This is a genomic window from Natronomonas sp. EA1 (assembly GCF_051195035.1).
Taxonomy (GTDB): Archaea; Halobacteriota; Halobacteria; order Halobacteriales; family Haloarculaceae; genus JBNTJV01.
The window spans coordinates 13,488-36,910 of sequence record NZ_JBNTJV010000010.1; the positions used below are offsets into that span (position 1 = coordinate 13,488).

Consider the following 23,423-nt stretch of genomic DNA (forward strand, 5'->3'; position numbering starts at 1 on the left):
CCCACCGCTCGGGATTCCGCCATCGGTTGACTATCGCTGCTCTCGAAATTCTACCCATAGCAATGAGTGATCCCCTCGGAAGGCCCGATACTGGCATCTCACGGCGAGAATTCATTGCAGCGACGGGCAGTGCTGGCGCGGTGAGTCTCGCGGGGTGTGCAGCCTCGACCGGTAGCACAGAAACTCCGGTCCCAGCCACCCCCACTGCCCATTCGTCGCCCGACCTGGAAAAGTGGGTCGAGGAAGTCCCTCGGCCAGGTGTCGTGGAACCGGTCGGGACGAAGGACGGGAGCCCGTATTACGAGGTGGAAATGCGCGAGGTTGAGCAGGAAATTCACCCTGATATTCCACCGACGACTGTCTGGGGATACGACGGCCAGTACCCGGGGCCGACGATCGAGGCACAGCAGGGTGAGCCGGTTTACGTTCGTTGGAAGAACAAGCTGCCAGACGAGCATCTCCTGCCGGTCGATACGACGATACACAGCGACACGATTCCCTACGACAGTACCGGCGTGCGGGTCGTGACTCACCTCCACGGCGGGAACGTCGAGCACACGAGCGACGGCAAGCCGAAGGCGTGGTTCACGCGGGATTTCGAGCACACGGGCCCGAAGTTCGAGAAGAAGGACTACTACTACGTCAACGACCAGCCCCCGGCCACGCTCTGGTATCACGATCACTCGCTCGGCATTACTCGGCTGAACGTCTACGCCGGTCTCGCTGGACTCTACCTCCTCCGGAACGATCACGAGGAGTCTCTCAGTCTGCCGTCGGGCGAATACGAGATTCCACTGGTGCTCCAGGACCGTAGCTTCAACGAGGACGGTTCGTTGTTCTACCCGACCGCCGTCTCCGGCACGGACGGCGACTCGCCGAATCCCGACCCGAGCATCGTTCCGCAGTTCTTCGGCGACACGTCCGTCGTCAACGGGAAGGCTTGGCCGCGGCTTTCGATCAACCCCCGGAAGTACCGATTCCGGTTCCTCAACGGTTCGAACTGCCGGTTCTATAACCTCAAGCTGTTCGAGTACGACGAGTCGGACGGAACGACCGGCACGGGCGGGCCACCGTTCACCCTCGTCGGCAACGACGGTGGCCTACTGGCCTCACCGGTCACGATCGAGGAGCGACTGGAGATCGGCACGGGCAAGCGTGCCGACGTCGTCGTTGACTTCTCGGACTACGCCGGACAGACACTCTTGGTACACAACGACGCCGCGGCGCCCTACCGTGGACCGAACATCAATACCGGGGGTCAACAGCCGCTGCCGGAAGTGATGCTCATCGATGTCGCCTCCGGTGACGTCGACGATCCGAGCCAGGTTCCGAGTACGCTGACGGACGTGCCCAAAATCCCCGTCGACTCGGTTGCCGAGGAACGGTATCTCCCGTTGACCACGAGTACCGACGAGTACGGACGACAGTTATACCTCCTGGGTTCGGACTCGGAGTCCTCGCCCCACAGGCTGTACGACCCGGTTACCGAGGATCCCACCCTCAACGACACCGAAATCTGGAGCTTCGCGAACCTGACGGGAATGTCCCACCCGATGCATCTGCACCTCGTGCATTTCCAGGTGCTTGGGCGACAACCGTACAGTGAGTACGACCCCAAGTCGGAGATGATCGATGTCGAGGCCCTCGAACCCCCCGCACCGGAAGAAACTGGCTGGAACGATGTCGTCACGGCGAACCCGGGGGAGGTAACCCACGTGCTCGTGCACTTCGGCGAGTTTGAGGGCCTATTCAACGACCAGACCGGCTGGTACATGTGGCATTGCCACATGCTCGAACACGAGGACCACGACATGATGCGGCCCTTCAGAGTACTGCCGAGTGCTGACGAGGAGATACGTGAACGAGCTCATCATTCGGTGGACTAGGTACGAATTGAGTCGGACAGCAGTCCCAGTTGAGGCACCCCTATGTGGATTCTCGGGGCAATACGATTCCGACTGAATCAGTCAGGTAGAAGTTGCTCCTCGGCCAAGATTCGATAATGGTTCCGGAACGGTCCCCGCTTCGTGGCTCACGTCGGCCGCTCTCCGTTCTGTTCTGCGTTCTCGTCGGACTTACGCAGGTGCCCATCGTATCCGCCCATGGGTCGACGGCGACTGGTGGGCTCTCTCAGGGGCATGGCATCGTTCTCGCCATCGTGGGCGTCGGTTTGCTCGGCGGAGCCAGCGTGCTCAAACGAACGAACCACATCTCGCCAACAGTCGCCCTCTATGGCATCTTCGTTGGCATCACTATGACTGCCCTCGGTGCTGTCCTTTTCGAGGGGCTGTCACCGGACCCCACGTACACGGCGCGTTCGATGCCGTTTCCGCGATCGTGGTATCCCCTCATATCGGTCACAACTGGGTTCCTGATCATGCTGGTGAGTGTGGTCGTCGGCTGGCTTCGCTGGCCGACCCGGCCGCGGTATACCTTCCTCGGCATCCTCATGGGGTTGTGGATCACGTACCCCTACCTCATCCCCGGGCCAGCAAGCGACTCGCATCCACTCGGCTATGCGATTGTCCTGGGAACGCCAGTCCTCGTCGGCTACGTCGTCTGGACGGACGCTGGAAGCGTCCTACGCAGGATTCTGCAAGATCCGATTGTCCGGCGGTTCGGTATCGGTGTGGGAGTCGTCATGGCGTTGTTCTTCGTCTCTGTCACCGGCTATCTCTCGTTCTTCCCGGAAGAGGGGCTCCCCCACGAGCGGGTGGTCGTCGTCATTCCTACGATTTACCAGCTCGTGACGTGGCCCGTTCTCGAAGTCTATCTCCCGCATATCCCCCTCTTCGTAGCGATATCGCCCGCGCAACTCATCGTCGTCGGAATGCTGAGCACGCTCATCGGATTGAATGCGGCGCTCATCGCCCGCCACTGGCGGGTCGAAGAACGTGCCGGGCTGACGGAGGGCACTGCGGGAAGCGCTGCGATTGTAGGGTCGTGTACCTGTGGCTGCTGTGGGCCACTCGTCGCCAAAATCGCGGTACTGGCGGCCGGGCCATCGATTGCCGCGCCGCTGTACTGGGTGTTTGTCGACTCCGCCTCCCCGATCAGTACCCTGTTCATTATCGGAAGCGTCGTTCTGTTTGCAGGGAGCCTGATCTATTCCGTCGAATCCGCACAAGAGGCCGGACAATCCGCATCGATCGCTCCAGCCGATTAACTCCGGCACCAACTGAATCCCCTCTCCGACGGTCGACAACGAGCATCTGCGAACTGCCGCTGACGTCCGTCCCGGAACAGCGGCGAGTCGTGAGGCGGGATGGTACGAGTGGAAACCTATACGCCTCTCCCCCAAAGGAGTTCGTATATGGCGAATTCCAGTCCGTCCACGTTCATGCTGGGCATCGTGCTCGGAATCGTACTCGTCGTCTTGGGTGTCGGTGCCTACGTGCTTTCTGACTTTGCGAGTATTACGGCGCTCATTCCTGCCATCTTCGGTCTTGTCATCGGCATCTTGGGCGCGGTGGGTCGCCAGCAGCCGGCTCGGCAACGGCTCGCTGTCTACGGAATCGGCCTCCTGGCGGTGCTCGGCGTACTGGGCTCGATGCGAGGGGTTCCAGCGATTATCGCGTTGCTGACCGGCGAGGCAGTCGACTCCGTTATCGCGACCGTTTCACAGGGCGCGATGATCGTCATCTGCCTCGTCCTCCTCGCCGCTGTGATCCAGTTCGTCCGCGAGACGCGTGCATCGACGAATCCGTGACCAATCATCTCATCGGCGACATTCTTCCAGGAGATGCGAATCCATTCCAAGCATTCCGGCGGAGCTGTGGTGCTGCCTGAGTTGGGCCTGCTGTTACATCGGGCACTTTGAGAAACCCCTATTCGATAGTCAACGCCTCGATAGAGGCTGAAGACACGTATTGATGAATCTCGCTAATAGGCAGAGACAGAGACTGTCACGACTCTGAACTGGGCTGTAGTACCCGTCCTGGTCCGGGACGCTTCGGACCCTTGAATACCCGTTCGACCGAACACGATGAGTATGGAAGTCTCGAGTATCGCAGTCGACGAGTCCGTCTCGGACGTCTTTCCCCCCGAACAGTTGCAAGACGCCCTGACTGACATCGTCGACGTAGCAATCCTCGATGCTGGTGCCGACTCGCTCGAACCGTACGACGCCGTCGTCACGATGGCTTATCACGAGAGCTACCTCGAGGAAGTCGACTGGATACACTCGATTCAGGCTGGTGTCGATCGCTTCCCCTTCGACGAGTTGCGCGAGCAGGGGGTGATCCTCACGAACAGCAGCGGCATCCACGGTCCGGCGGTCGGCGAGACCGTCGCGGGATACATGCTTTCGTTCGCACGTCGACTGCTGCCAGCCGTGAAATCGCAGACTCAGCGGGAGTGGTCGCCTCCCGCATGGGACGACGCATATACGCTGGCAGACGAGCGATGTTGCATCGTCGGGTTAGGGACGCTCGGACGGGGAATCGTGGACCGGGCGACCGCGCTCGGACTCGACGTCGTCGGCGTCCGTCGCTCGGGTGACTCGCTGGATGGAGTTCGAACAGTCTACACACCGGACGACCTCCATACGGCGATCCGGGATGCGAAGTTTGTCGTGCTCGCGGTACCGCTCGTCGACGAGACTCGCCATCTCATGTCCACCGAGGAATTCGCCGCGATGCGCGACGATGCGATTCTAATCAACGTCGCGCGTGGCCCTGTGGTCGACCAGGCGGCGCTCGTCAACGCCCTCGAAGCTGGGGCGCTCGGTGGGGCTGCACTCGACGTCTTCGAGGCGGAACCGCTGCCCGAGGAGTCCCCCCTTTGGGAGTTCGAGGAGGTTCTCATCACTCCCCACTGCGCAGGGTTCACTGAGGACTACTATCGGAACGTCGCGGACCTCGTCCGGGAGAACCTCGCCTACATCGCCGCCAGCGAGGAACTCGTCAATCGGATCGTGTAGCCGAGTGGCTTGGGATTGCGCAGATCGCACAGTTCGAACAGAGGCACACGATAGACTTCCACTATAGCTGTTCAGTGATATGCTCCTTGAGCAGCGTCCGGTGACAGCGTTTCTGGTCGGTGTTCTCGAAACAAACTAGGACGAGGTGTTCCTCGGCACGAAGCCGATTGGTGAGTTCAGCGACTGCCTCCTGAGCATCCGCTGCTTCGGTGAGATATGTTCGGTACCGATCCTCAAATCCGACCTCGTCCCAGGCAGCATTATGGGCGCCTTCGTCACACATCCCCTGCATTTTGAAGTCCTCGTGGCGCTGTTTGAACTCGTCCAGGAGGTCTGGCGGTGGACCGAGTGCCGGGTAGTTCTCGTCGATCGTCGTTCTGAACCAGCCAGTGGGCCGTCGTACCACACCCACGAGCGTAGCCTCCGGGGAGATGTCTACGAGATCATGCTGTAGCGCTGCGACGTACGTGTCCTCGAGGAGGTCAGAGGTGGTCACGATCTCTGTCTTTGCCGTTCGGCGCCCAGCGTAGTCAACCTCCCGGTGGATGTCTATGGCCCCTGCCCGCTGGGGGGTTTTGTGATCGTTCGCAGAGCGAGAATATGGTGGGCTATGCTGTCGAGACTGTCCAGCGGGTAGGACGACCGACATTGATTCGGGCAGCGGATTGACGCACTACTGCCGGAGTACGGTTCAAATAGAGACTGCACGTCCAACAGGTATCGAATCAACGGCTGTCTGTCGATATCGAAAGCTATAGTCCGATTTGTGAGCAAGAGCTAGGGGAATGTCGTGGATCTTGCTCTTTGTAGCTGGCCTGTTCGAGATAGCTTGGGCAATTGGCTTAGAGTATTCTGACGGCCTCTCAGAACCAATCCCGACAGCGGGTACAGTCATCGCGCTCATCATCAGCATGGTGTTACTCGCGAAAGCGATACAAAACCTGCCGATCGGGACCGCGTATGCTGTCTGGACGGGGATCGGCGCCGTCGGCACTGCTACGCTCGGTATCGTCTTATTCGACGAGCCGGCGACGAGTGTCCGTCTCCTCTTCATCTCCGTGATCGTCTTCGGGATCGTTGGCCTCCACTTCGTCTCTGGAGGCCACTAACGACGACTCACCGAACGGAGTCCGGCGGTTACCAGCCGTACTCCTGGTGGACCTGGCGACCTTCTTCGTTCAACAGCGGTCCGACCACATCGCTGACGCCATCCAGAATTTCCGCGCACCGAACTGTTGGCTCGCTTCCGGTGAACGCCGCGATTTCATCACTCCCGACACTGTAGACGACGCGACCGAACCCAGCTGTCGCCATCCCGCCAGCACACATCGGACACGGCTCGGTGCTCGTATACATGACCATCGCAGCGCGCTCATCAGCGTCGTACTCTCGGCACGCGCGGTACGCGAGATGGAGCTCGGGGTGGCGGCGGATATCGTCCTCCGTACTCTCGCGATTCGAATCGCTCATGACGACAGTATCGTCGCGGACGAGTACGGAGCCGAACGGTTTGTCGCCACGAGCGGTAGCCTCGCGCGCTAACTCGAAGGTCTCGCGCATATGTGCGTCATGATCGAACTCGTCGAAATTGGGAGCTGCCATAGCTGTATGGTAGTCTCTCTGGGTGAAGTACTTGGTTGGAACGGCGACTCAAGCTTCGTTTGGCCTGTGACGGTTCCTGTCGGTTGGTCTATCCTTCGGGAGGTGATGACGGTGATTTTTCACCCCGCTGCCAGCCTACCCTCTGAGCTCCAGTATTCCAGATGTAGAGTGGTTAAGAGCCTGCAACGCGGACCTACCTACCGAGGAATGATTCTAAGTGACGGATAGAATGAAGGCTGTTCGCATGCACGAGTTCGGCTCACCGGATGTCCTCAGATACGAGGATGCGCCCCGCCCGGATCCGCTCGATGATGACGTTCTCGTTCGGGTTCACGCAACGGGTGTCAACCCAGTCGACTGGCGGATTCGTCAGGGAATGCAGCTGGTGTCGATGCTGCCCGAGAATCCGTTCCCCATCATTCTCGGGATTGACGTTTCAGGCGTCGTCGAGGAGACCGGCGCGTCAGTTACCGAATTTGAGACGGGCGATGCAGTGTTCGGTGTCAATGGGTTCCCGGAGTTAGGTTCCTATGCGGAGTATTCGGCCACACCTGCCGAGCAACTTGTCCTGAAGCCCAAATCGCTCGATCACGAGGGGGGCAGCTGGCGTGCCGGTCGTCACGCAGACCGCTTGGCAAGCGTTATTCGAGTATGCTGATTGCACGGCCGACAAGCGAGTTCTCATCCACGGCGCAGCCGGTGGTGTCGGACATATGGCCGTCCAGCTGGCGAAATGGAAGGGGGCCGACGTAATCGCCACAGCGTCGGGATACAGCGAAGACTATCTCCGGGAGTTAGGCGTCGACGAGTTCGTGAACTACCGCGAGGAGCGCTTCGAGTCAGTGATTGATGAAGTCGATATCGTGGTAGATACAGTCGGGGGTGAAATCCCAGCACGCTCAGTCGACGTGCTCAGGAAAAAGGGGGTGCTCGTTTCAGTCGTTGGACAACCATCCGGAGCGCTCACCACCAACCACGACATTGATGTACAGGTGGTAAGTGGGCGGTCGAATTCCCCATCGCTCCTAACAACGATTAGCGAACTGATTGACGCCGGAGAAGTGCGCCCCACGATCAGTGCCGAATTCCCACTCGAAAATACAGCTCAGGCACACGAAGTAGGTGAGACAGAACACGTACAAGGGAAACTCGTTCTCAGCGTAGCGTGATTCGACGTGTCGTACATTGAATTGAGATCCACAGTCAGTATCAAGTGGATCTTCCACTCCAATTCTTGTGACAATAGAATTAGAACTATTTCTCCAACACGGATTAGCGTGACCACCGCCCTGTAGCGGATGACTTACGGGGAGCACTTACCGAGAGAGTAATAGAACGGATGGAATGGATACGGAAACTCCGGAATTCGCCAGCAGCGGCCTTGATTTTCGCGAGTACCCTCGTCGCTGTCATGGGTGTCTCACTCATCAGCCCTGTACTCCCAGCGGTCCAGGAGGCATGGAACATTTCGGAGGCACAGGCCAGCCTCTTGCTGTCGGCGTTCACGCTCCCCGGAATCTTTCTCACTCTCCCGATTGGACTGCTAACCGACCGCATCGGTCGAAAACCGATTCTAATCCCGGCGCTCGTTGTCTTCGGACTCAGTGGGGGCGGTATCATCTTCATTTCCGACTTCACCCTGATCTTGGTCCTGCGAGCCATCCAAGGGGCGGCGAGTAGTGCGATTGCGATGCTCACGGTCACGCTCCTCGGCGACCTCTATTCCGGTGAACAACGACGAGTGCTAATTGGGACCAACGCGGCGATTCTCGCGGTGGGTGCTGCTGGCTATCCGTTACTCGGCGGTGCGCTGGCGACAGTCGCTTGGTCGGCTCCCTTCGCGTGTTTTCTCCTCGCGCTGCTCGTCGCTGTACCCGGCATAACCTTGCTCGAGGAGCCACAGCGCGACGAGAACAATACGAATTCGAGTATTCGTGCGTTCCTCACCGGGCCCACATCGATGACCCCCTTCGTCGTGCTATATCTGGCAATCTTCGGTATTTTTGTCATCCTCTATGGTGCGCAGCTCACCGCCGTTCCGTTTCTGCTCGCCAACGAATATCAGCTCTCTTCAGCGGGTATCGGCCTTCTCGTGGGATTACCAGCCATTTCAATGGGAGCGACAGCAATGCAAGGTGATCGCGTGCTTCGGTCGCTCACGAGCTTCCAATCGATCGCGCTCGGATTCGTGAGTTACGGGATCGGACTCGTCATTGTCGCCGTCGCGGACTCCATATACGTAGTTGCTGGCGCACTCCTTCTATTCGGACTTGGTCAAGGACTTGCAGAGCCGATTACGGATACGGCACTCAACGAACGAGCACCGGACGAATTCCGCGGGAGCATTATGAGTATTCGGACAAGTGTTCTCAGACTCGGCACGACGGTCGGTCCGCCGCTTAGTGTCGGGGCTGCAGCACTGTTCGGCTATCGTCAAACCCTGTTAGTGTCTGGTGCCGCTGCCTTCTTGATCGGAGTAACGTGGTTTACGGTGAGACGTCAGTGAACACTCAAAGTCAGCTAATAGATTGGAGACGGAATGTGTTCATTGGTGGGTATCCAGAATTCGACGTACGGTGACCTCGGCAAGCTGTGTGAAACCCACTGTATCCGGCATAACATCGACAGCGATCCCATGCTTGTCGACAGCACGTTTTGTTGGTGCTCCTATCGCTCCAACAATCGTCTCCTCTAGCTCGCGTTGGAGTGCAGCGACAGCGTCACGTTCAGTCGCAATTTGAACGAAGTGCTCTACCGTCTTTGGCGAGGTGAACAGTATACCGTCCAGCTTACCGTCTATCGCAAGTGAAACCGACTGTCCCGCAGTCTCCGGTCGTTCCATGCGATATAAGCATGTTTCGCTGACAATTGCACCAGCTGCTTCCAGTCCTTCAACAAGTACTTCGCTGCCGTGTGCACTCCGGGCGAGTTCGACGGTTTGGCCCTCGACATCAGTAGATAACTCGTCGACGAGTCCTGTGGATGTGAACGTCGATGGAACGATATCGACTGAATAGCCCCGATTGCATAATGCGGTTGCAGTCTGATCTCCGACAGCACAAACAGTGGTTCCTCGTTGTTTCCATCCTGCTGTCGCAGCTAGATCGACACCGGTCTCGCTTGTGAAGATACAGTAATCCGCATGTTGGGGAACCTGACCGGTCGGTGTGATTGCCAGCATCGGGTCTGGAATCGGGGATACATCGAGTGACTGGAGATACTCGACCGCCTCAACGATACGGCTGTCGTCGGGTCGGAGAACAGCCACCGTCGGCTGGGACATATTGAACAGTTAGCCGATGCTGGACTTGTGTGTATCGAGAATCGGCGCCCAGTCTCGAACGATTCAAACCGGCATCCTGCTAATTGCCGGTATGGACGAGGAGTCTCACGACCACGTTGTTCCCGGAAGTGATGAAGAGTTGACCACGCCAGACGTGCAGGGCTACGACTTCCGTGGCGAATTCGATTTTCAGGAGATGCTGGAAGCGTATGCAACGACGGGCTTTCAGGCGACGCAACTCGCAGAGGCCATCGACATCGCCGAGCAAATGCAAGACGCCGATGCCACGATCTATCTCACATGCACGTCGAATATCATTTCGTCGGGATTGCGTGAAGTCGTCGCCTACCTCGTTCGTGAAGGGTACGTCGACGTGCTTATCACGACCGCGGGATCGCTGGCGGAGGATGTTATCAAAACGGCGAAGCCGTTCAAAATGGGAGAGTGGGATGCGGACGAGGCCGCGCTCCGAGAACAGGGAATCAACCGTCTTGGGAATCTCTTTGTTCCTTCCGACCGATACGTCTGGTTGGAGGAGTACCTGTACGACTTCTTTGAGGAGTTCTTCGCCGACGAAAAGGTCCGGACGCCGACGGCGTTTGCCCGCGAATTAGGGGAGACACTCGACGATCCCGATTCGGTCCTGAAGCAAGCGGCGGACAACGACGTTCCCGTGTACTGTCCGGCGCTGACGGACGCCGAAGTTGGGAACTTTCTCTACTATTACAGACAGGGATACGACTCGGAGGTCGGCATCGAAATCCTCGACGATTATGACTCGCTTATCGAGGACGGGATGCTTGCTGACACGACAGGTCTGATCGCAGTTGGAGGGGGCGTCCCGAAACACCATGCGATTATGACAAATCTGTTCCGTGGCGGGGCGGATTACGTCGTCTACATCTCGACTGGTATGGAAGGGGATGGCTCACTCTCTGGAGCGCCCCCGAACGAGGCAGTATCGTGGGGGAAGATCAAAGACGATGAGCGGACGAATTACACGCAGGTTGAAGCAGAAGCAACGCTCGTCTTTCCACTGCTTGTAGCGGGTGCTTTCAGCGAGTGAGTGTGATCTGCTGGTTAAACTGGTGCTGTAGCAGACTGTAGCTAGAAAGCGTAGCAGGATGGTTACAGTTGATGCTTGGCGGTCGACCGTTCAGTCCGAGTGTGCGGGAGATCCACGTTGATCGTTGCCTTCGCTAGAGTCGGTTGCAGCCACCTGATCTCCGTTCGCCGAGAGCAGGTGGCGCTTCGAGTTGAAGACGACGATGAGACTACTGACCGCCATCATAACGGCGGCGATCAACGGCGTGATCACGCTAGTCATTGCCAGTGGAAGCGCGATCGCGTTGTAGCCAGCCGCCCAGAGCAGGTTCTGTTTGATTCGGCCTCGTGTTTCACTCGCCAGCTCGAAGACCTCGGGAACGGCGTCGAGACGGTCGTCCAGTACTACCGCGTCGGCCGCCTCGATCGCCAGATCGGTGCCGCTCGAGACCGCGATCCCGAGGTCTGCGCTCGCGAGGGCGGGCGCGTCGTTCGTTCCATCGCCGATCATTGTCGTCGTCCCGCGCTCCCGGAGACCCTGGACGATCGCTTCCTTGGACTCGGGGCGCACGCCTGCAAATACGTGATCAATCGCTGGATGGTTTGCAAATGTTTCGGTCATCCGTTCGTCGTCGCCGGTCAGCACGACGATTTCCCGGTCCGCATCCGTGAGATCGGAAACCACGCGTTCCCAGTTCTCACGCGGCGTATCTCGGACCGAGACGATCCCCTGGACGACACCCTCCCAGGCAATCGCCGTCGGATGATTGCCCGATTCGTAGGCGTCCGTGACGGCTGTCTTGATCTCTGCAGGTATCGTCCACTCGTCGGCGTCAAAGGAGTCTGGATGGCCGATAACCACGCGGGTATCGTCGACGAGGGCTGACACGGTACGATCGGCGCTCTCGAAACGCGACACGGAGCGTGTGGTCGGCGGGGCGGCATCGTCGATCGCAGCGGCGATGGGGTGGCTCGACCGGCGTTCGACGGCGGCCGCCATCGCAAGCACTTCGTCAGGATCGTCGCCAGCGACGTCCACAAGCTCCATCTCCCCCGTGGTGAGCGTCCCAGTCTTGTCGAACACGACGACCGCGGAGTCATCGATTCGCTCGAGCACTGTCTCGTTGAGAACGAGTATGCGATTATCGGTGGCATCGCGGGTGGCCGCCGCGAGAGCAAGCGGGGTCGCGATCCCGAGCGAGCACGGACACGAGACCACTAACACAGAGACACCGACCATTATAGCTGTATTCGGGCCGTTGCCGAGGACGAACCAGCCAGTGGCAGTCAGCGCGGCAAGCCCGAGTACGAACGGAACGAACAGTACCGCAAAACGGTTGACCATATGCTGGACGCCTGTCGCAGAACTCTTGACGTTCCAGAGGAGTTCGACGAGGCGATCCATCGTGCTGGTGTTTTCTGGCCCAACTTCGACGACAACCGCATTGTCAGTGGGGATCGACCCGCCGAGTACGTCGTCTCCGACGGATTTTCGTTGCGGGAGAGATTCACCTGTGACGAGTGCCTCGTCGACCGCGGCAGTTCCGTCGACAATCTGGCCGTCGACTGGGATCCGTTCGCCAGGTTTGACTAACAGCTGATCGCCCGGCTCACACGCTTCAATGTCGATGGTTTCGGTGGCCTCGCTGTCGTCGGCGAGCCGGCGTGCCTCCTCGACGCGTGAATCAGTGAGGTCAGCGCGATTGCCGAGCGCAGCGCGTTTGACCCGTGACTCAAGATGGTTGCCGATAGTGACGATTGCTAGGACCATCACTGCGACGTCGAAGTACGGGTCGCGCCCGCCCGTGAGATAGGTGGCCAGCGAGTAGAGATACGCTGCGAGCACCGCGATGGCGATCAACACGTCCATGTTCGGGCGACCGACTTTCAGGCTCACGTAGGCCCCGCGGAAGATGGGGTATCCGAGCCCGATAACGATGAGTGTGCTCCAGACCGCTAGCGGTCCGAACACCATCGCCTCAACGGTACTCCCGTAGAGAAAGCTCTCAGGATAGATGCCGAGGTATACCGGATAGATGAACAGGACGTAAAGAATCAACACGGGCATCATCAGTACCGCCGCGAGCACTGCACGGTATTTGCCGAACTCGACGCGCGAACGCAGCGAGTCGTTTTCCTCGTCGGGACCGTGGGCCTGATAGCCCAGTCGACTGAGTGCAGCGGAGATCGCGTTACGGTCGATCTGGGCAGGATCGTACACCACCTGCGCCATTTCAGTGGCGTAGCTCGCACGCGCCTCGTGAACACCGTCCTCTTCCTCGGCAAGGAGTTCGATGAATCCTTCGCAGGTCTGACAGTGCATACCGTCGATCGAGAGGTAGGCCGTTTCGGCGCCCTCGGGGACATCGGGTTGGGAATCCTCGGCCGCGACACGGTCACGGACGGCCGTAATGGAGAGGTCGACGTCCTCACCGTTGTCAACCAGGCGTGCGACCTCTAAACAGCCCCGACAGCAGAACTCGCCGTCGATGGCCTCGTCGATGATTGGGTCTTCGACAGGGAGGTCACAGAGTGTACAGGTGGACATGTTACGCAACCGCCTCCGAGCCGGAGATTGGTTGATAGTACGGGATGTCGGGCAACGGGAGCACGACGCCAAACCGCATGAGCCCCATCGCTAACAGGACGTATCCGAGCCCAATGAACAACACACCGAGTCCATAGTGGACCACCTGTCGCTGGCGGGCGCTTACTGACTGGATCACGGTTCCGTAGAGGAACACGCTAGGAATCGTCCCGAGCCCAAGCGCGGCGAGCGAGAGGAGACCATATACAGGCGAGCCCTGTGCGAACGCATACAGGAATGCGGGATAGAGAAGCATACACGGCAACAATCCATGAAGCACGCCAAGCCCGACGATGCCGATGCCGTTGACCCAGCGGTCGATCCGTGTCGAGATCACTGTGTAGGTTCGCGCGAATACTGATCCGATACCAGTATCGGCAATCACACCTTCGACGGCTCCTTGTTGGTAGCCGGCCAATCGGGTGATCCCCATCCCGAGGATTGCCACGCCGATGCAGATGCCGACGACACCTTGGACTGGCCCGAGAATCCCGGCGAGCCCGATCGTCCCATAGAGCAGCGCGCCAGCAGCCCCGAAGACAGCCCCGATGAGGGCGTAGCTCATCGTCCGGCCGAGGTTGAACAGCGCGTGCTGCCGCACTTCATAGAGAGTGAGTGCGCCAGACCAGCGGTCGTCGGTTTCCATACGCTCGGCATAGGTTGCAACGAGCGGGCCGCACATTCCAATACAGTGTGCACCGCCGAGGAGACCAATCAGAAAAAACACCACCAGTCCGTAGCCACTCGCGATGCCGATCTCACTCAGTTGTACTAGGACTGCCGAGATCATACTCACGGCTGGCAAAGCCAGCATAGATTAGAGTATACCACCCGTCCTGTGTAGTTGGTTTCGGTTCGGGCCGTGACTTCGAAAGTCACTGATGAGAATAAATAGGAACACACAGCCCGAATGTTCATTAGATATGCCCGAATTCATGCAGCGATCGGCACGGGAACTTGCGTCTGAAGCCCGTACTGGGTGTGTGTCTGCGCTAACCCTCCTCGAGTCAACCCTAGAGCGTATCGGAGCAATCGATGATTTGAACGCATTCATCACGATCACTGAGAAATCGGCACGGGAGCGTGCTCACGCGGCCGACGCTGCAGCGGCCCGTGGAGAAGACCTCGGCCCACTCCACGGTGTGCCAGTCGCAATCAAAGATCTTCGGAGCCGGAAAGAGGGTGTCAAGAATACGATGGGACTCGCTCCATTGGCCGATAACGTGGCCGACGAGGATTCCATCACAGTCGAACGGCTGGAAGCTGCCGGTGCCGTCATCGTCGGTACGACCAACACACCGGCACTCGGTCACACTATTAAGACAGAGAATCGGCTCGTTGGTGCGACTCCGACCCCGTTCGACTCCGATCATTCTGCGGGCGGCTCATCTGGTGGCTCGGCAGCGGCGCTTGCGGCGGGTGCAGTACCGCTTGCCACCGGGTCAGATATCGGTGGCTCGCTCCGGGTCCCAGCCTCCTGTTGTAACGTTATCGGGCTGAAACCGACGTTCGGGCTCGTTCCCGAACGTATCCCATTCGACGGATTCGGCACCCACTCTCCGTTTTTTGTGGGTGGGCCGATGGCACGAACAGTTGAGGACACAGCTCTCTTACTCGATGTCCTCGCAGGCTATGACGACCGAGATCCATTTAGTGTGCCCCGTCCAGAGACGGAATACGTCGAGACCACTAACCGGCCGACTACTGAGCTATCGGTTGCGTACAGTCCGAATCTGGATTTACAACCAGTTGCATCGACGGTGCGTGAAACAGTTGATGCTGCCGTCACGGACCTAGCGGCCGGCGGTGCGACAGTCGATACTGTGGACGTCTCGCTCCCGTCGTATGAAGAGCTCTCGATGGCGTACGTCACGCAGGTTGGCGCCTTCTTCAGTGCATTCGCTCAACAAATCGAAGACCGGTACGACATCGACTTCGAGACGGCAGATGTCGAAGACACGGTTCGATCGACGATCGCATTAGGAACAGAGTCCGACGCTGCCGACAATCGATTACAGAACGCGCCACGGACTGATGCATACGATGGCATTCAGGACGCGCTGACTGGCTACGACGTTCTCGTGACACCCACTCTTACCGTCCCACCGTTCAGCAAGCATCTCACCGACGGCTATCCAACGGAAATCAACGGTCAATCCGTGATTGGTGTCCCGACAGACGTGATGTTGACATGGGTGTTCAATATGACTGGCCACCCTGTGGCGTCAGTTCCTGCTGGGATTACCGACAACGGGCTTCCAGTTGGATTACAGATTGTTGGCCGGCGGTTTGCTGAAGCAGATATTTTGAGCGTCGCTGCAGCGCTTGAACGATGCCGGCCGTGGACGAATCAGTATCCTCTGCGGTGAACCGACCGGCCATCGGTATCAGACCCAGCGTTTGGACCCTCTTGAGCATTTCTCAAGAGCGAACGTCGTAACTAATCCCTTTTGCAATGCACGAATATATTTTCACTTCTACAGAAGACTGCTTATTATCTCAGCGAGACATGCTTGGACGCCCCCGAATGTAACTCGCATCGTAGCGGCCCCAAATCCAAGAGCAATGAAACTCACCATGACAACGAAACCAGCCTTCGAATCGTTGGGGCTAAGCAGGAGCGTGAGCACCGCGAGCGTTCCCGACATCGTACTGATGAAAAGCCCAGTCAGAAATGACAAGATTGTAAAAAATGGGTCGGTGAAACCCATCACGGAGTATGTTGGTTCATAGATCCCAACGAAGGATAAGCTGAAGCCGATGACAACGTATCCAATAAAGCAGATAGTAACGAGGAGAGCCCCGGGACTAACAAGCTGATACAGTCGAAACAGCCCTCGTTCAAGCGGGGTACTTGGCTGTCGAATTCGTCTGAATGGTCGATGATCCATCTCCCTACGGCCAGAGCCCCCGCGCCTCGTGGGCTTCAGCGATTCGTGAGAGAGCGACAATGTAGGCTGCATCGCGCCACGTCACCTCACCATCGGTGAACTCGTCTCTGACCACATCCCATGCCGTCAACATTTCTTCTTCGAGTTCGTCGTGTACCCGTTCCAACGACCACGTACGGCGATTGATATCTTGTAGCCACTCGAAGTAACTCACTGTGACGCCACCGGCATTCGCCAATATATCCGGAATAACAGGTATCCCTCGCTCAGTAAAAATACGATCGGCCGCGCTCGTCGTTGGTCCGTTCGCTCCCTCGACGATGATATCCGCCCGCACATCCTCGGCGTTCTCGGCTGTAAGGACGTTCCCCAAGGCGGCAGGCACGAGAACGTCTACGTCAAGTTCAAGCAGTTCCGCGTTGGTGACGGTTTCTGGAGCGTCATGACCCATCACAGCCTCGGGTTCTTCATGGTGTGATGGAATCGAATGGGTATCGAGGCCGTTCGTGTCATAGACACCACCGTTGACGTCACTGACCGCAACGATGTTCGCTCCCCAGTCGTCGAGTAACCGTGCAGCATTCGAGCCAACGCTTCCGTATCCTTGGATGGCAACACTCGCTTCGTTAATATCCTTCTCGTAATGCTTGATTGCCTCCCGAACGATGATGGCAACGCTCCGGCCAGGCGCTTCGTCACGGCCTTTACTGCCCCCGATGACAGGTGGCTTCCCCGTGACGACACCGGGAATGGTCTCGCCTTCCTGCATCGAATAGGCGTCCATCAACCACGCCATCGTCTGTGGATTTGTCCCCATATCTGGCGCGGGAATGTCTACTGTCGGGCCGATCGCTCCGCGGATCTCTTGGGCAAACCGTCGGGTGAGCCGCTCTTTCTCAGCCGAACTCAACTCCTTCGGATTGACCGCAACGCCACCTTTGGCACCCCCGAACGGGAGATCCATAACGGCGCATTTCCAGGTCATCCACATGCCGAGGCCGACACACTCGTCCCGCGTCACCTCGGGGTGATACCGGAGCCCCCCTTTATACGGTCCTCTAACACTGTCGTGTTGGGCTCGGTAGCCCGTGAACACCTCGACCGTCCCGTCGTCACGTTCGATAGGAACAGTGACTTCGTGGACTTTCTTTGGGTGTTTGAGCCGTTCGACGATGTTCTGATCAATATCGAGATGAGTAGCAGCATGGTACAACTGGCGGCGGGCGGTTTCGAGCGCCGATTCGGGTTCGGTCGAATCTGCCGCCTCGTCGTCTGACTCGTCGCGGGTACTATCAGATTTCGATGCCATGGTCATTCGAGCGGCATTCGCCGGTTTCGCATCGGACCGCTACAGTCGGGACACTGGCCCGGGCTATCCTCCGCGATGATGATTTTGCCACATTCGAAGCACTCGTAGGGGGTTTCTTCGTCTGATTCAGGGTCGACATCTCTCATTGTGAGTTCACGAGTGCCGCCAGGTGGAGTGGCGCACTCTATAAGGTGTAATAAGTGTATAAGGGAATACTCGGCTGTTGACTACCAAACAGCACTCCAACCAGTGGGTTTGTTATTGAACTGTCTCCGCTTGGGCCGCCACCGGGAGATTGTTCTCTTCGAACAGTGCAGCAAACAGTTTCCGTTGGACGGTCCGCGCGTGTTGATAGAACGCGGGTGGGGAGATGCCGAGTGCCTCCGCTACGTCTTCGCCCGTGCTCTCACGGGGCGACTCGAAGAACCCACTGTAGTACGCCGTCTGGATCACCTCCAGTTGCCGCTCCGTCACTGAATCGAGGAACTTCGAGTAGAGATTGTGTTCTGCGGTCTGATCGAGCGTCTGCTTGGCACGGAGTTCAGCGCCAGCGAACGTCTCACGGACGAGCTGCGTGATTGTTCGGACGTCGATGCTGTCCGGGATATCGATGACGAGCGTCGTCGTGGTCGGGTCAGCGGTCGCTTCGCGGAAGACAGCACCGTGATCAGCCAACTCCAGGGCGAGGAACGGCTGTGTAAGCCGGAGCCGTAGAACACCCCCTTCACCGTCCGCGCTGATCTGCTGCACGTCGTCGATACCGACTAGTTGCGAGGCGGCATCTGCTACGTCAGTTACCGCCCGGTCTTCGACGGTGACGAACACGTAGCTGCCTTCCGTCGACTGCTGGACACCACCTTGATACGAGAGGGTGCACTCCGCGTCCTGTGCGAGTCGTGAGAGGACAAACTTCGGGTCCTCGATGGTGAACTCGACACGTGTCATCGACGTCGTGAGCAACGCATTCTTCCGTTCGATCGCACTGAGAGCGGACGCGATGGTTTCGCCGAGTTCTCCCAGGACCGCCTTCGCCGTCTCGTCGAACGCATCCTGGGTCGGTGCGTACACCGTCAACACACCGTGGGTAAGGTCGTTGTACACAAGCGGGATGCTCAACACGGACAGGTAGTCCCGGGAGAGGGCGTCTTTCCGCCACGCCTCGTCACGGAGACCAGCAGCGACGTTCGTCACCATCGTCACCTCGCCAGTGGCTGCGGTTTGTCCGGCCGGTTCTGCACCCGACGCCTGGACGGCGAACGACTGACTATCCAAGTACCCCTGTTCGGTCCCGGCCCAGGCCCGAGGCTCCAGGGTATCGGTCGTCGGATCGATCGTCCCGATCCAGGCGAATCGGAACCGGTCGTCGGCGGTCAGCAGTTCACAGACCGTGTGATCGATTTCCTCGCGCGTCTCCGCCTGGACGAGAGCCTGATCGATCTCCCGTATCGTCTCGTTGATGCGGTTCAGGGCGGTCAATTGCTCGTTTTGCGTCTGGAGTGTTCGGTCCTGTTCCCGGAGTCGTGATTCCCGTGTGACCCGGTCGAGGGCTGCTTCGGCAGTGGCCGCGAGCAGATCGGCCAATTCTCGCGTCACCTCATCGAATGCACCGACCTGGTTCGAGCCCGCAACGAACACGCCGTGGTTGCCGAGCGGGATGTAGGCCGCAGTTCGGAGGTCAGTTGCCCGATTGTCGAGTCGGTCCGCGTCGTGAACGTCGTCGAAGAACAGTGCCTCGTCTTCGACGAAACTGTAGCTCGGGAGCGTTTCCCCGTCGGCGTGCACGGTCGGGAGTGGCCCGTTCAGCTTGGTCATCGTCGCCGAGTGAGCTGCGGGTCGAAGGTTGTTGGCCTCACCATCGAAGAGATAGACCGCACTCGCATCGAGAGTGAGTACATTAGGTGTGTCGTCGACGACGTGCTGGGCGATCTCCTGATGGGTTTCGGCGTAGAGGAAATCGCGGGCCGTCTCGTGGAGCGTGGCGAGTGCCTCTTCGCGCTGCTTGCGTTTCGTGATATCCCGACAGCTGAAGAGGAGAGTCCCGTCCTGGATCGAGACTTCGCGAACGTTGACGAGGAGCGTGTGCTCGCGCCCGGCTTTATCGGTCGCCGTCGTCTCGATGTTCTTGAGGACACCGTCTTCCGCGAGTTCCTCCCGGTCGAAGAGGTCGTCGCCGAGGAGGTCGTCGATCGTTCCGAGGTTCCGGATCTCATCGACCGTGTAGCCGAAGATGAAGTGGACGTTGGGACAAACGTAGGTGTACTCGCCGGCCTCGTCCGTGATGAGGACGGTATCGGTCATGTTGTTGAGCGTGACGCGGTGCAGTTCTTCGGATTCTCTGAGATTGCGTTCGAGATCGACGCGCTCGGTGATATCGACGCCTTCGACGACGATCGAGACGAGGTCGCCGCGCTCGTTCTCGACCGGGCGCACGGAGAGGTCGATAACGCGCGGCTCATCGACGTCTGGCGGCTGTGGGACGACCGCCTTGCCGAACGACCCGTCGAGTGCTTTCTCCACGAGTTGGTGGACGTCCGTGTTCGGTGCATCAGCCTGTGACCACCACGGAAGCGCCCAGAAGGGTTCGCCGACGATCGTGTCGATGTCTTCGTCGACCATCTCCCGTGCTGTCTCATTCACACGGGCAAGTGCGCCATCCGGGTCGAGCACCCACGTCGCAGTTCGCGAATCGTTGAAGATCGCGTCGAACTGTCTGGCCCGGTCCCGTTGCGTGGCCGACCGCTGTGCGGCCCGGATCGCACGTTCGGTTCGTTCGATGAGTTCGTCGGTCATCTGTGCTGGCGGGTCCGAGAGCGCGATGTAATCGGTGACACCGGCTTCGATGGCCTCGCTGGCGATGGCTTCACTCCCGGCAGTCGTCCCGAGGATGACGGGGAGCGCAGTCGTTTCCTCGCGGATTTCTCGGAGGAGATCGAGTCCGGTCGTCTCGTCGAGCGCGTACTCGCTAATGAGGCAGTCCGTGGGGCGCGTCCGGATGGTGTCGATTGCCTCCGTCTTGGTTCGAACGTGTTGTACGCTGGCATCAGTCCGTTTCTCGAGCGTCGTGGCGAATTGTGTGAGCCAGTCGTCTGTTCCGACGAGCAACACTGTCGACGAATCCAGAACGGGTGGGGAAGCGGTCATTATTCGACCACTGAGGGACAGCGAATGGTTCTCTCGGTGCCGTTTCGAGCTCGCCTCCAGCTCCGGTACTGGCCCGGGTCGGAATGTAAGTCCATTGCTAGTTAACTATCTAACCGCCCCGAGCCAAAGACGTTTGTTGTTTAACCCCGTGAGATAGGGAGCGCGCTACGGAATATGAAAACGCGATTATCGGGATTTTTCGCGGTCGACCGACTCTTCCCGATTTCAGCGTTCCGCTATCCAACCAGATTCTCGAGGAATGACTACCCGACCTCCCACCACCCAGCCCGAAGACGCCACGAGCAAGGAACCGCAACAGCAGCGCCAGTCGGCGTGGAGACTCGTCGCTGGAGCGAGTCTCATCTCGACGGGGCTCGCTGCCTATGAGATCGTCCCGGCGAGTGTTACCCCGCTCATTCGCGACGCACTGAATATTGGGCCGACGATCGCAGGGTTCCTGGTCGGGGTCATGTTCGGCACCGCGGTGATCGCAAGCCTCCCAGCTGGAGCGGCGCTCGACCGGGCGGATTCCAGGACTGCGATGGCACTCGCAGTGCTGACACTCGTTGTCGCCGGGACGTGGGGATGGATCGCTGGGCGGCGAGGGGATTATCGATCTGTGATCGCGTCACGAGCGCTTGGTGGGGTCGCCTACGTCGTCGTCTGGAACGCTGGCATCGACATCGTGAGTCGGGCAGCGACCAGCGAAAATCGAGCGACTGCTGTCGGCATCTTCACCGCGAGTGGCCCGATCGGATTCGCGCTCGGTCAGGGGACCGGGCCACTGATTGCTCATCGATTCGGATGGCCCGCCATCTTTATCGCATTCACCGGCCTCACGGTCGTCGGCCTCGTCCTGTTCTGGCCGGCCAGTCGCGGACTCGGAACGAGCCGGGGAGATGCTCCCTCTTTCGAGGAGTTCGGTGCGGTCCTCCAGAACCGGAAGGTCTGGTCAGTCGGGTTGCTCGGCTTTCTCGGCTATTCATTATACCTGTTCGTGAATAGCTGGGGCGCGTCGTATCTCACCACCGAACTTGGCCTATCACTCGCGGTGAGTGGCCTCTTGGTGGCGGTGTTCCCGGCGATCGGGGTCGTCTCCCGGATCAGTAGTGGTCTCCTGTCTGATCGTGTCTTCGGTGGCCGTCGCCAACCCATCGTCTTCGGATCCTTCGCAATCGCGGCTCCGCTCGTGCTCGTCTTTACGCGGTTTCGGTCGCTGCCACTGCTCGTTGCACTCCTACTCCTCACTGGATTTGCGGTCCAGCTGACGCTCGGCCTGTCCTTTACGTACGTCCGCGAGGTGGTTGATTCGCGGGTCGCCGCGACAGCGGTTGCGTTCCAGACGAGTATTGGGTTGGCAGGTGCGTTCCTTGCACCGATTGCAGGCGGTGTCGTTGTCGATCTGGCCGGCTTCGATACGGCATTCCTCCTCGCTGGACTCCTCGCGCTCTGCGGGATTGCAGTCGCGTGGCGAGCACCAGAACCAAACCGATCCTAGCTGAGGATTCTATCCCGTTCTCATCTTTTGGTCCGTAATTCGACTATGTTTCTTTGATCGATTTTCAGTCTCTGTGGGCATCTGATGGAAACTTCTTAACAGGACTAAATCCAGGCGAGAAGACATCATTCTGAACATGTCCCTGCTTGCCAGGAGAGATTACAGCTTTGGAAGTGTACGGGCGTCAGACCTGTCTTCCACCTCGTACGTAACACTCATCAAGTGTGAAGACCCACCTCAAGTACAATCGATGGATCAACGCGTGATCTGGGCGAGCGGTCACGGCGTCGTTCTCCTCGCCGTACTCGCAGGATTCGCATTCGCATCCGGCTTCTGGGGTATCCTCATCGCTCTTGCACCAGCGGCGTATTTGCTCGTCTTCTTTCCGCATGATGAGGATAACTCCCCGAAGACGGTCGTGGTCAGCCATCTAACCGCGCTAGTCGCAGGGTGGGTGACGTATATCGCACTTGCTCAGGGAATCGCCCCGACGAGTATCGAGCCGATGTCGGAGCCAGGGCTTCGAATCGTCGGGAGTGCCCTGCTCGCCTTTGTGGCTAGCACGGCTGTCTTTTACGCGCTCCACATAGAACACCCAATGGCTTACGTTACTGCCTTCACCGCAGCAATTGGGGCGTTCCCGTCCATTCAGGCGCTCGTCGTCGTCGGGGTAGCTGTCCTCTGTGTCGCTGGTCTTCAGGCACTTCGACGAGAGGTGGGGCCTGCCCCGACTTCTGAAGCCGTTACTGCAGACGGTTTCTCAGCACCATCGGATCAAAGATAGCCGCGCAGAACTCTCCCCACGAGCCAAATTCCGTCCACTGGGGTGGGGTCGCTAGTAATTGTCCTCGTAGAGTGCAGCTTGCTGTTCGATATATCGTTCCGGCCACTCCTCAAAATGCGTCATCAACCGATACACGGCTTCCACCGCAATCGCTCTGAGCTTGGCTCTGAGAGTAGTTGTAGCCGTAACGAATCCTCGCCAGCTGGACGAATCTGAAGTCATCACATCGGATTTCTGGCTTGGGAGGCATATATTATGTGACTCAGGGTATGCTACATTCGTATCACGCTCTTGTGAAGTACATTGTTGGTGAGTCAGAGAACTGCTCTGACAATCTCTTTGAGTGCCTCTCGACCCGGTTTG

General features: G+C 58.7%; 20 protein-coding genes. 12 read left to right on the forward strand and 8 right to left on the reverse strand.

Annotated elements, in window-relative coordinates; all coding sequences use genetic code 11:
• The first annotated feature begins 62 nt into the window (after positions 1-62).
• The 4 genes from ACQUQR_RS17740 (at position 63) to ddh (ending at position 4,921) form a co-directional block, all read left to right on the forward strand.
• Positions 63-1,886: a multicopper oxidase family protein gene (locus ACQUQR_RS17740; RefSeq protein WP_435197706.1), complete on the forward strand. Its 1,824-nt coding sequence runs from the start codon at positions 63-65 to the stop codon at positions 1,884-1,886.
• Positions 1,887-2,083: 197 nt separating this feature from the next.
• Positions 2,084-3,166 carry a hypothetical protein gene (locus ACQUQR_RS17745; RefSeq protein WP_435197707.1) on the forward strand — a complete coding sequence of 361 codons (1,083 nt, stop codon included), beginning with the start codon at positions 2,084-2,086 and terminating at the stop codon, positions 3,164-3,166.
• Positions 3,167-3,313: 147 nt separating this feature from the next.
• The gene (locus ACQUQR_RS17750) at positions 3,314-3,709 is read left to right on the forward strand and encodes a hypothetical protein (protein WP_435197708.1); all 396 of its coding nucleotides are present in this window, start codon (positions 3,314-3,316) and stop codon (positions 3,707-3,709) included.
• Positions 3,710-3,985: 276 nt separating this feature from the next.
• Positions 3,986-4,921: a D-2-hydroxyacid dehydrogenase gene (gene ddh, locus ACQUQR_RS17755; RefSeq protein ID WP_435197709.1), complete on the forward strand. Its 936-nt coding sequence runs from the start codon at positions 3,986-3,988 to the stop codon at positions 4,919-4,921.
• A gap of 61 nt (positions 4,922-4,982) precedes the next feature.
• Here ddh and ACQUQR_RS17760 read toward each other — a convergent pair whose 3' ends face one another.
• On the reverse strand, positions 4,983-5,417 hold the full coding sequence (locus ACQUQR_RS17760) for a DUF488 domain-containing protein (RefSeq protein WP_435197710.1): 435 nt from the start codon (positions 5,415-5,417) through the stop codon (positions 4,983-4,985).
• Positions 5,418-5,706: 289 nt separating this feature from the next.
• Between ACQUQR_RS17760 and ACQUQR_RS17765 the strand changes: the two genes are divergently transcribed.
• Positions 5,707-6,030 carry a DMT family transporter gene (locus tag ACQUQR_RS17765; protein ID WP_435197711.1) on the forward strand — a complete coding sequence of 108 codons (324 nt, stop codon included), beginning with the start codon at positions 5,707-5,709 and terminating at the stop codon, positions 6,028-6,030.
• A gap of 28 nt (positions 6,031-6,058) precedes the next feature.
• Here ACQUQR_RS17765 and ACQUQR_RS17770 read toward each other — a convergent pair whose 3' ends face one another.
• Positions 6,059-6,523: a nucleoside deaminase gene (locus ACQUQR_RS17770; RefSeq protein ID WP_435197712.1), complete on the reverse strand. Its 465-nt coding sequence runs from the start codon at positions 6,521-6,523 to the stop codon at positions 6,059-6,061.
• A gap of 244 nt (positions 6,524-6,767) precedes the next feature.
• Between ACQUQR_RS17770 and ACQUQR_RS17775 the strand changes: the two genes are divergently transcribed.
• The 3 genes from ACQUQR_RS17775 (at position 6,768) to ACQUQR_RS17785 (ending at position 9,029) form a co-directional block, all read left to right on the forward strand.
• On the forward strand, positions 6,768-7,181 hold the full coding sequence (locus ACQUQR_RS17775; protein ID WP_435197713.1) for an alcohol dehydrogenase catalytic domain-containing protein: 414 nt from the start codon (positions 6,768-6,770) through the stop codon (positions 7,179-7,181).
• Between the two features lie 55 nt (positions 7,182-7,236).
• A complete protein-coding gene (locus tag ACQUQR_RS17780) occupies positions 7,237-7,692 on the forward strand; it encodes a zinc-binding dehydrogenase (RefSeq protein ID WP_435197714.1) in 456 nt (151 codons plus the stop codon).
• Between the two features lie 170 nt (positions 7,693-7,862).
• Positions 7,863-9,029 (forward strand): MFS transporter, encoded by a 1,167-nt coding sequence (locus ACQUQR_RS17785; RefSeq protein WP_435197715.1) that lies wholly within the window; start codon positions 7,863-7,865, stop codon positions 9,027-9,029.
• 39 nt (positions 9,030-9,068) lie between these two features.
• Here ACQUQR_RS17785 and ACQUQR_RS17790 read toward each other — a convergent pair whose 3' ends face one another.
• Positions 9,069-9,806: a uroporphyrinogen-III synthase gene (locus ACQUQR_RS17790; RefSeq protein WP_435197716.1), complete on the reverse strand. Its 738-nt coding sequence runs from the start codon at positions 9,804-9,806 to the stop codon at positions 9,069-9,071.
• A 91-nt stretch (positions 9,807-9,897) separates the two neighbouring features.
• Here ACQUQR_RS17790 and ACQUQR_RS17795 point away from each other — a divergent pair, with 91 nt between their 5' ends.
• Positions 9,898-10,872, forward strand: a complete 975-nt coding sequence (locus ACQUQR_RS17795) for a deoxyhypusine synthase (RefSeq protein ID WP_135806861.1) — start codon at positions 9,898-9,900, stop codon at positions 10,870-10,872.
• Between the two features lie 90 nt (positions 10,873-10,962).
• Here the strand turns inward: ACQUQR_RS17795 and ACQUQR_RS17800 are convergent, their stop codons facing one another.
• Both ACQUQR_RS17800 and ACQUQR_RS17805 read right to left on the reverse strand, forming a co-directional pair.
• The gene (locus ACQUQR_RS17800) at positions 10,963-13,398 is read right to left on the reverse strand and encodes a heavy metal translocating P-type ATPase (protein WP_435197717.1); all 2,436 of its coding nucleotides are present in this window, start codon (positions 13,396-13,398) and stop codon (positions 10,963-10,965) included.
• Between the two features lies 1 nt (position 13,399).
• Positions 13,400-14,251 carry a sulfite exporter TauE/SafE family protein gene (locus ACQUQR_RS17805; RefSeq protein WP_435197718.1) on the reverse strand — a complete coding sequence of 284 codons (852 nt, stop codon included), beginning with the start codon at positions 14,249-14,251 and terminating at the stop codon, positions 13,400-13,402.
• A gap of 109 nt (positions 14,252-14,360) precedes the next feature.
• On the opposite strand from ACQUQR_RS17805, the gene ACQUQR_RS17810 reads away from it, so the two are divergent.
• On the forward strand, positions 14,361-15,806 hold the full coding sequence (locus tag ACQUQR_RS17810) for an amidase (RefSeq protein ID WP_435197719.1): 1,446 nt from the start codon (positions 14,361-14,363) through the stop codon (positions 15,804-15,806).
• A gap of 526 nt (positions 15,807-16,332) precedes the next feature.
• Here the strand turns inward: ACQUQR_RS17810 and gdhB are convergent.
• The 3 genes from gdhB to ACQUQR_RS17825 form a co-directional block, all read right to left on the reverse strand.
• Positions 16,333-17,643 carry a glutamate dehydrogenase GdhB gene (gene gdhB, locus ACQUQR_RS17815; RefSeq protein ID WP_282352304.1) on the reverse strand — a complete coding sequence of 437 codons (1,311 nt, stop codon included), beginning with the start codon at positions 17,641-17,643 and terminating at the stop codon, positions 16,333-16,335.
• Positions 17,640-17,783: a rubrerythrin-like domain-containing protein gene (locus tag ACQUQR_RS17820; protein ID WP_257300909.1), complete on the reverse strand. Its 144-nt coding sequence runs from the start codon at positions 17,781-17,783 to the stop codon at positions 17,640-17,642. Before ACQUQR_RS17820 ends, gdhB begins: the two co-directional genes overlap by 4 nt.
• A 112-nt stretch (positions 17,784-17,895) precedes the next feature.
• Complete coding sequence (locus tag ACQUQR_RS17825) at positions 17,896-20,778, reverse strand: bacterio-opsin activator domain-containing protein (RefSeq protein WP_435197720.1); 2,883 nt, start codon at positions 20,776-20,778, stop codon at positions 17,896-17,898.
• A 259-nt stretch (positions 20,779-21,037) separates the two neighbouring features.
• Between ACQUQR_RS17825 and ACQUQR_RS17830 the strand changes: the two genes are divergently transcribed.
• Both ACQUQR_RS17830 and ACQUQR_RS17835 read left to right on the forward strand, forming a co-directional pair.
• Positions 21,038-22,276 carry an MFS transporter gene (locus ACQUQR_RS17830; RefSeq protein ID WP_435197721.1) on the forward strand — a complete coding sequence of 413 codons (1,239 nt, stop codon included), beginning with the start codon at positions 21,038-21,040 and terminating at the stop codon, positions 22,274-22,276.
• A 136-nt stretch (positions 22,277-22,412) separates the two neighbouring features.
• On the forward strand, positions 22,413-23,060 hold the full coding sequence (locus ACQUQR_RS17835; RefSeq protein WP_435197722.1) for a hypothetical protein: 648 nt from the start codon (positions 22,413-22,415) through the stop codon (positions 23,058-23,060).
• Positions 23,061-23,423 lie beyond the last annotated feature (363 nt).

Bases quoted from the DNA above. Each gene is read 5' to 3' on its own strand.
- ACQUQR_RS17780 (WP_435197714.1), top strand. From the start codon at position 7,237: ATGGCCGTCCAGCTGGCGAAATGGAAGGGGGCCGACGTAATCGCCACA.
- ACQUQR_RS17790 (WP_435197716.1), bottom strand. From the start codon at position 9,806: ATGTCCCAGCCGACGGTGGCTGTTCTCCGACCCGACGACAGCCGTATC.
- ACQUQR_RS17795 (WP_135806861.1), top strand. From the start codon at position 9,898: ATGGACGAGGAGTCTCACGACCACGTTGTTCCCGGAAGTGATGAAGAG.
- ACQUQR_RS17740 (WP_435197706.1), top strand. From the start codon at position 63: ATGAGTGATCCCCTCGGAAGGCCCGATACTGGCATCTCACGGCGAGAA.
- ACQUQR_RS17765 (WP_435197711.1), top strand. From the start codon at position 5,707: ATGTCGTGGATCTTGCTCTTTGTAGCTGGCCTGTTCGAGATAGCTTGG.
- ACQUQR_RS17770 (WP_435197712.1), bottom strand. From the start codon at position 6,523: ATGGCAGCTCCCAATTTCGACGAGTTCGATCATGACGCACATATGCGC.
- ACQUQR_RS17800 (WP_435197717.1), bottom strand. From the start codon at position 13,398: ATGTCCACCTGTACACTCTGTGACCTCCCTGTCGAAGACCCAATCATC.
- ACQUQR_RS17750 (WP_435197708.1), top strand. From the start codon at position 3,314: ATGGCGAATTCCAGTCCGTCCACGTTCATGCTGGGCATCGTGCTCGGA.
- ACQUQR_RS17835 (WP_435197722.1), top strand. From the start codon at position 22,413: ATGTCCCTGCTTGCCAGGAGAGATTACAGCTTTGGAAGTGTACGGGCG.
- ACQUQR_RS17785 (WP_435197715.1), top strand. From the start codon at position 7,863: ATGGAATGGATACGGAAACTCCGGAATTCGCCAGCAGCGGCCTTGATT.
- ACQUQR_RS17775 (WP_435197713.1), top strand. From the start codon at position 6,768: ATGCACGAGTTCGGCTCACCGGATGTCCTCAGATACGAGGATGCGCCC.
- ACQUQR_RS17825 (WP_435197720.1), bottom strand. From the start codon at position 20,778: ATGACCGCTTCCCCACCCGTTCTGGATTCGTCGACAGTGTTGCTCGTC.
- ACQUQR_RS17810 (WP_435197719.1), top strand. From the start codon at position 14,361: ATGCCCGAATTCATGCAGCGATCGGCACGGGAACTTGCGTCTGAAGCC.
- ACQUQR_RS17830 (WP_435197721.1), top strand. From the start codon at position 21,038: ATGACTACCCGACCTCCCACCACCCAGCCCGAAGACGCCACGAGCAAG.
- ACQUQR_RS17805 (WP_435197718.1), bottom strand. From the start codon at position 14,251: ATGCTGGCTTTGCCAGCCGTGAGTATGATCTCGGCAGTCCTAGTACAA.
- ddh (WP_435197709.1), top strand. From the start codon at position 3,986: ATGAGTATGGAAGTCTCGAGTATCGCAGTCGACGAGTCCGTCTCGGAC.
- ACQUQR_RS17820 (WP_257300909.1), bottom strand. From the start codon at position 17,783: ATGAGAGATGTCGACCCTGAATCAGACGAAGAAACCCCCTACGAGTGC.
- gdhB (WP_282352304.1), bottom strand. From the start codon at position 17,643: ATGACCATGGCATCGAAATCTGATAGTACCCGCGACGAGTCAGACGAC.